Below are 4,757 nucleotides of genomic sequence, written 5' to 3'. Positions count from 1 at the left end.
GACGCTCAGCAGCAGGTACATGCCGATGTTGCGGCGGTGGGGGCGGGCGAACTCGGCGATCCGGCGCAGGCTGGCGCGCGAGAACGGGCGCCGGTCGCTCTGCGCGTGCATCGCGTTGTACATCGCGTTCCACGCGGTCACTTCCATGCTCATGTGGGGAGCCTCCTGAAGTCGGTCGCCCGACCGTAGAACCTCGAGTGGACTCGAGGTCAAGGGTAGGTCGCGCGGGGCCACGCGACCGTGTCGTCACCACCGGATCCGTCGGCGCGGTCGCGTCCCGCCGGGGGAATTCTGCCCGGCCACTCCGACAGGAAGGCTCGTCGTCGTCGCGGCCGCGGACGTAGGGTCGGGAGCATGGCACCGAAGATCGCAACCGCAGACCGCGTGGACCGTGACCGGTTGCTCGAGTTCGTCCGCCCGCGTCACCGCGGCACGCTGGTCACCACCCGGTCCGACGGCCGGCTGCAGATGTCCCCGGTCACGTGCGGGCTCGACGACGCCGGCCGCATCGTGATCGCGACCTACCCGGAACGCGCCAAGGTCGTGAACATCCGCCGCCGCCCGGCCGTGTCGATCATGATCCACTCCGACGACTGGAACGGCCCGTACGTCCAGATCGACGGCACCGCCGAGGTGATCCACCTGCCGGATTCGGTCGAGCCGCTGGTCGAGTACTTCCGCGCCGTCGCCGGGGAGCACCCCGACTGGGACGAGTACCGGGAGGCCATGCGCACGCAGGGCAAGTCCCTGATCCGCATCACCGTCGACGACTGGGGTCCCGTGGCGACGGGCGGCTTCCCGCCCGGCCGGGTCTGAACCGCGGGATCAGCGCGCGACGTCTACGACCAGCCGGGTCGGGTTCGTCAGCGTGTACACGTCGAACGGGGTGTTCGGCTCGGCGACGCCGATGAACGACTGGGTCACGCCCTCGAACACCCCGGAGCCGTTGACCTCGACGACCGAGCCGCCCGGCTGCGCGAGCACCGGGTTCGGGCCGGAGTAGGGCTCGACACCGCTGTCGAACGGGTACGCGGACCCGTCGATGAGCACCTGCAGGATCGCGCCGCCCGCGACGGTCACGTCGTTGCCGCTGCCGTCCTGCACAGCCCGGTCGACGTAGCCGACGCGCCATCCCGGGGTGCCGGTCCCGCCCATCTCGTACACGACCCGGTCGAAGTTCTCGTGCCGGCCGGTGCGGATCTCGGTGACGGTCAGCTTCGCGTCCGCCGAGGCGGGTGACGTCTTGTCCGCCGCGTCGGTGGGGGCGGGCTCCTCACGCGACGAGTCCGTCGACCCCGACGAGGACCCGGACGGGACGGACGAGGTGGCGGTGCTCGCCGACGCGGACGGCGCAGGGCTGTCGGCGTCCGAGCAGCCCGCGAGGACCAGGGCGAGGGCGACGACGGCGATCCGGGCGTGCTTCATGGGGAAGATGTTACGGCTGTGACGGAGCGGTTTCCGGGAAGCGGGCCTCACTCCAGGAGTTCGCGCAGGTAGGCGATGTCCTCGGCAATTCCCTCCGCCGGGGTTTCGAGGACGACCGGGGCGTCCGCCGCCCGGCACACGGCCACCAACAGGTCGGGATCGATCGTGCCGGAGGTGATGCCGGCGTGGCGGTCCCGGCCGGAACCGAAGCCGTCGCGGGAATTGTTCAGGTGGACCAGGTCGATCCGGCCGGTCGCGACCCGGACCCGTTCCACGACGTCGACGAGGTCCTCGCCGCCCGCCCAGGCGTGGCAGGTGTCGAGGCAGAAGCCGACGTCGTAGTCGCCGACGGCGTCCCACAACCGGGCGATGGCATCCACGTGCCGCGCCATCGCGAAGTCGCCGCCCGCGGTGTTCTCGATCAGGACGGGTACCGCGAACCCGCCCTTGTCCTCCTGCCGCTCGAACAACTTGCGCCAGTTCTCCACCCCCGCCGCGATCTCCTCCCCGGACCGGACGTGGCCGCCGTGCACCACCAGGCCGAAGGCGCCGATCCGGGCGGCCGCCTCCGCGTGCTCGGCCACGGCCTTGCGCGACGGCATCCGCAACCGGTTGTTCGTGCTGGCGACGTTGATCACGTAGGGGGCGTGCACCACCACCGCGACATCCGACGCACGGATCTGCTCCTGCCGGGGATGCGTGCCCGGCTTCGTCCACCCCTGGGGCTCGCCGAGGAACAGTTGCACCAGGTCTGCGCCGTATCGTTCGCCGCAGCCGATCGGATCGTCGTCCTGCTGGACGTGTGCTCCTATCCGCATGATCTCGACGGTAGCGCCCGGCGGCGCCGCCACAGCACCCCGCCGCGCGTCACCCCGAGATCCGGCCCCGAGGAATCCGGGACGTCCCCGATGGTGCCTCGTCGGAAAAGTCAGGAAGATGGTGGACATGCCAGCCCACACCGCCACCGCCGCGCGCGCTATCGACCTGATCAAGATCTACGGAACCGGTGAGACCGCTGTCCACGCCCTCGACGGGGTGAACGCGGAGTTCGCGGCGGGGGAGTTCACCGCCATCATGGGCCCCTCGGGTTCGGGGAAGTCGACGCTGATGCACTGCCTCGCCGGCCTCGACACCGCCACGTCCGGTGCGGTGGTCCTCGGGGACACCGATCTGACCGACCTGTCCGACAAGCAGATGACCCAGTTGCGCCGCGACCGCATCGGCTTCGTCTTCCAGGCGTTCAACCTGGTGCCCACGCTCACTGCCCTCGAGAACATCACGCTGCCCGTCGACATCGCCGGTCGCAAGGTCGACCGGGAATGGCTGGACACCGTCGTGACCCGTCTCGGGCTCGGCGACCGGCTCGATCACCGGCCGGGGGAGCTGTCCGGCGGTCAGCAGCAGCGGGTGGCGTGCGCTCGCGCGCTCGCCGGCCGGCCCGACATCATCTTCGGTGACGAGCCCACCGGTAACCTCGACTCCCGCTCCTCGGGTGAGGTGATGTCGATCCTGCGGGCCGCGGTCGACGAGTTCGGGCAGACCGTCGTGATCGTCACGCACGACCCCCGGGCGGCCAGCTACGCGGACCGCGTGGTGTTCCTCGCGGACGGGCGCATCGTCGACGAGATGCGCGACCCGACCGCCGAGTCGGTCCTCGACCGGATGAAGCAGTTCGACGCCGTCGTCGTGCCCACGGCGAAGTAGGGGCGAGCCGACCATGAGCGCGAATCCCATCCGCAGGGTTGCCCTGCGCAACCTCGCCGCCCACAAGGTGCGGCTGCTGCTGACCGTTCTGTCCGTGGTGCTCGGCACGGCGTTCGTCACCGGCTCCTTCGTCTTCACCGACACGCTGCAGCGCACGTTCGACGACCTCTTCGCCGACGCCGCCAAGGGCGTCGACGTCCGCGTCAGCAGCGAACAGCAGGGCTCGAGCGGCGTCCCCGACTCCGACGTCGCGGTCGTCTCCGCGGTCCCCGGTGTGCGAACCGTGGTGCCGGCGTTCGAGGGGCCGGTCATCGTCCTCGACTCCGAGGGGGCGGCCATCCAGACCGGCGGTGCCCCCAGCGAGGGGACCGCCTATCTGCCGCCCGACCAGCAGCTCGGTGATCCCACCGAGTTCGTCGCCGGCCGGCCGCCCGCCGCGGACGGCCAGATCGCGCTCAACTCGAGCGCCGCCGAACGCGCCGGTCTGTCCGTCGGTGACCCGACAAAGATCCTCGCCGCGTCGGCCGGGATCGTTCCGGTCACGGTCAGCGGCATCTACGACGTCGAGACCGACACCGGCGGTTACGTCGGGGCGATGTTCACCGAGAACCAGGCCCGTGCCCTGTTCACCGACGGCACCCACGTGCAGTACATCGACGTCGCCGGGGACGGGGTGCCCGCCGACGAGCTGCGGGACCGGATCGCCGCCGCCGTGCCCGACCAGAAGGTCCAGACCGGCGCCGAGGTGAGCGAGGAGATCAAGACCGAGATCGAGGAGGCCCTGAGCTTCCTGAACTACTTCCTGCTCGCGTTCGGCGCGATCGCGCTGCTGGTGGGCACCTTCATCATCTACAACACCTTCTCGATGATCGTCGCGCAACGCCTGCGGGAGCTCGCCCTGCTCCGGGCGATCGGGGCGAGCCGCAGCCAGGTGGGCCGGTCGGTGACCCTCGAGGCGCTGGTCGTCGGGGTCGTGGGCAGCGCCCTCGGCATCGTCGGCGGCGTGGCCCTGGCCTACGGGCTGCGCGCCGCGCTCAACGCGTTCGACGTCGGCCTGCCCTCGGGTCCCCTGCAGCTCGCACCGCGGACCGTGCTCGTGGCCCTGCTCATCGGCATCGTCGTCACCGTCGTCAGCGCCTACGCCCCGGCCCGTCGCGCGAGCAAGGTTGCGCCGGTCGCGGCCATGCGGGAGGAGTCCACCGCGACCGTCGAGTCGCTGCGGATGCGCACCGTCGTCGGGGCCGTCGCCGCCGTGGTCGGTGCCGCCGTCGTCGTCGTCGGCGCCCAGGGCACCGGCGGGGGCGCGGCCTCCACCGTCGGCATCGGGGCGTTCGCCCTGATCATCGCGGTCCTGCTCGCGGCGCCTGCGCTGTCGCGGCCGTTCGTGGCGGGGCTCGGCGCGGTCGTCGCCCGCCCGTTCGGAGCGGTGGGCCGGCTCGCGCGCACCAACGCGGTGCGCAATCCCCGCCGCACCGCCGCCACCGCGTTCGCCCTGACCCTGGGCCTGATGCTGGTGTCCGTGATCGGGGTGTTCGGCGCGTCCGCCAAGGCGAGCGTCAACTCGCTCGTCGACACCGGCGTCAAGTCCGACTTCATGCTCACCGGACCGCAGATGATCGGGGTGCCCG

5 protein-coding genes are annotated in these 4,757 nt (G+C 71.2%); 3 read left to right on the top strand and 2 right to left on the bottom strand.

Annotation, left to right across the window (positions count from 1 at the left end; translation table 11 throughout):
- Positions 1 to 354 precede the first annotated feature (354 nt).
- Positions 355 to 816, top strand: coding sequence for a PPOX class F420-dependent oxidoreductase (locus OEY_RS0102570; RefSeq protein WP_010592385.1), 462 nt, complete (start codon positions 355 to 357; stop codon positions 814 to 816).
- Between the two features lie 9 nt (positions 817 to 825).
- On the opposite strand, the gene OEY_RS0102565 is transcribed toward OEY_RS0102570, so the two are convergent.
- Both OEY_RS0102565 and OEY_RS0102560 read right to left on the bottom strand, forming a co-directional pair.
- A complete protein-coding gene (locus tag OEY_RS0102565; protein WP_010592384.1) occupies positions 826 to 1,425 on the bottom strand; it encodes an AMIN-like domain-containing (lipo)protein in 600 nt (199 codons plus the stop codon).
- A gap of 47 nt (positions 1,426 to 1,472) precedes the next feature.
- Complete coding sequence (locus tag OEY_RS0102560) at positions 1,473 to 2,243, bottom strand: deoxyribonuclease IV (RefSeq protein ID WP_010592383.1); 771 nt, start codon at positions 2,241 to 2,243, stop codon at positions 1,473 to 1,475.
- 127 nt (positions 2,244 to 2,370) lie between these two features.
- On the opposite strand from OEY_RS0102560, the gene OEY_RS0102555 reads away from it, so the two are divergent.
- Positions 2,371 to 3,129, top strand: a complete 759-nt coding sequence (locus tag OEY_RS0102555; RefSeq protein ID WP_026138003.1) for an ABC transporter ATP-binding protein — start codon at positions 2,371 to 2,373, stop codon at positions 3,127 to 3,129.
- Positions 3,130 to 3,142: 13 nt separating this feature from the next.
- Positions 3,143 to 4,757: ABC transporter permease (locus OEY_RS0102550; RefSeq protein ID WP_010592381.1), on the top strand; the 1,615-nt coding region annotated here is incomplete at its 3' end.

The organism is Rhodococcus sp. P14 (assembly GCF_000256505.1).
Taxonomy (GTDB): domain Bacteria; phylum Actinomycetota; class Actinomycetes; order Mycobacteriales; family Mycobacteriaceae; genus Rhodococcus; species Rhodococcus ruber.
The sequence above is the reverse complement of the archived record's forward strand: the minus strand, read 5'-3'. Positions and strand labels throughout refer to the sequence as shown.

What these genes read in the sequence shown, in the direction of transcription:
- OEY_RS0102570 (WP_010592385.1), top strand. Translation starts at nt 355, where the DNA reads ATGGCACCGAAGATCGCAACCGCAGACCGCGTGGACCGTGACCGGTTG.
- OEY_RS0102565 (WP_010592384.1), bottom strand. Translation starts at nt 1,425, where the DNA reads ATGAAGCACGCCCGGATCGCCGTCGTCGCCCTCGCCCTGGTCCTCGCG.
- OEY_RS0102560 (WP_010592383.1), bottom strand. Translation starts at nt 2,243, where the DNA reads ATGCGGATAGGAGCACACGTCCAGCAGGACGACGATCCGATCGGCTGC.
- OEY_RS0102555 (WP_026138003.1), top strand. Translation starts at nt 2,371, where the DNA reads ATGCCAGCCCACACCGCCACCGCCGCGCGCGCTATCGACCTGATCAAG.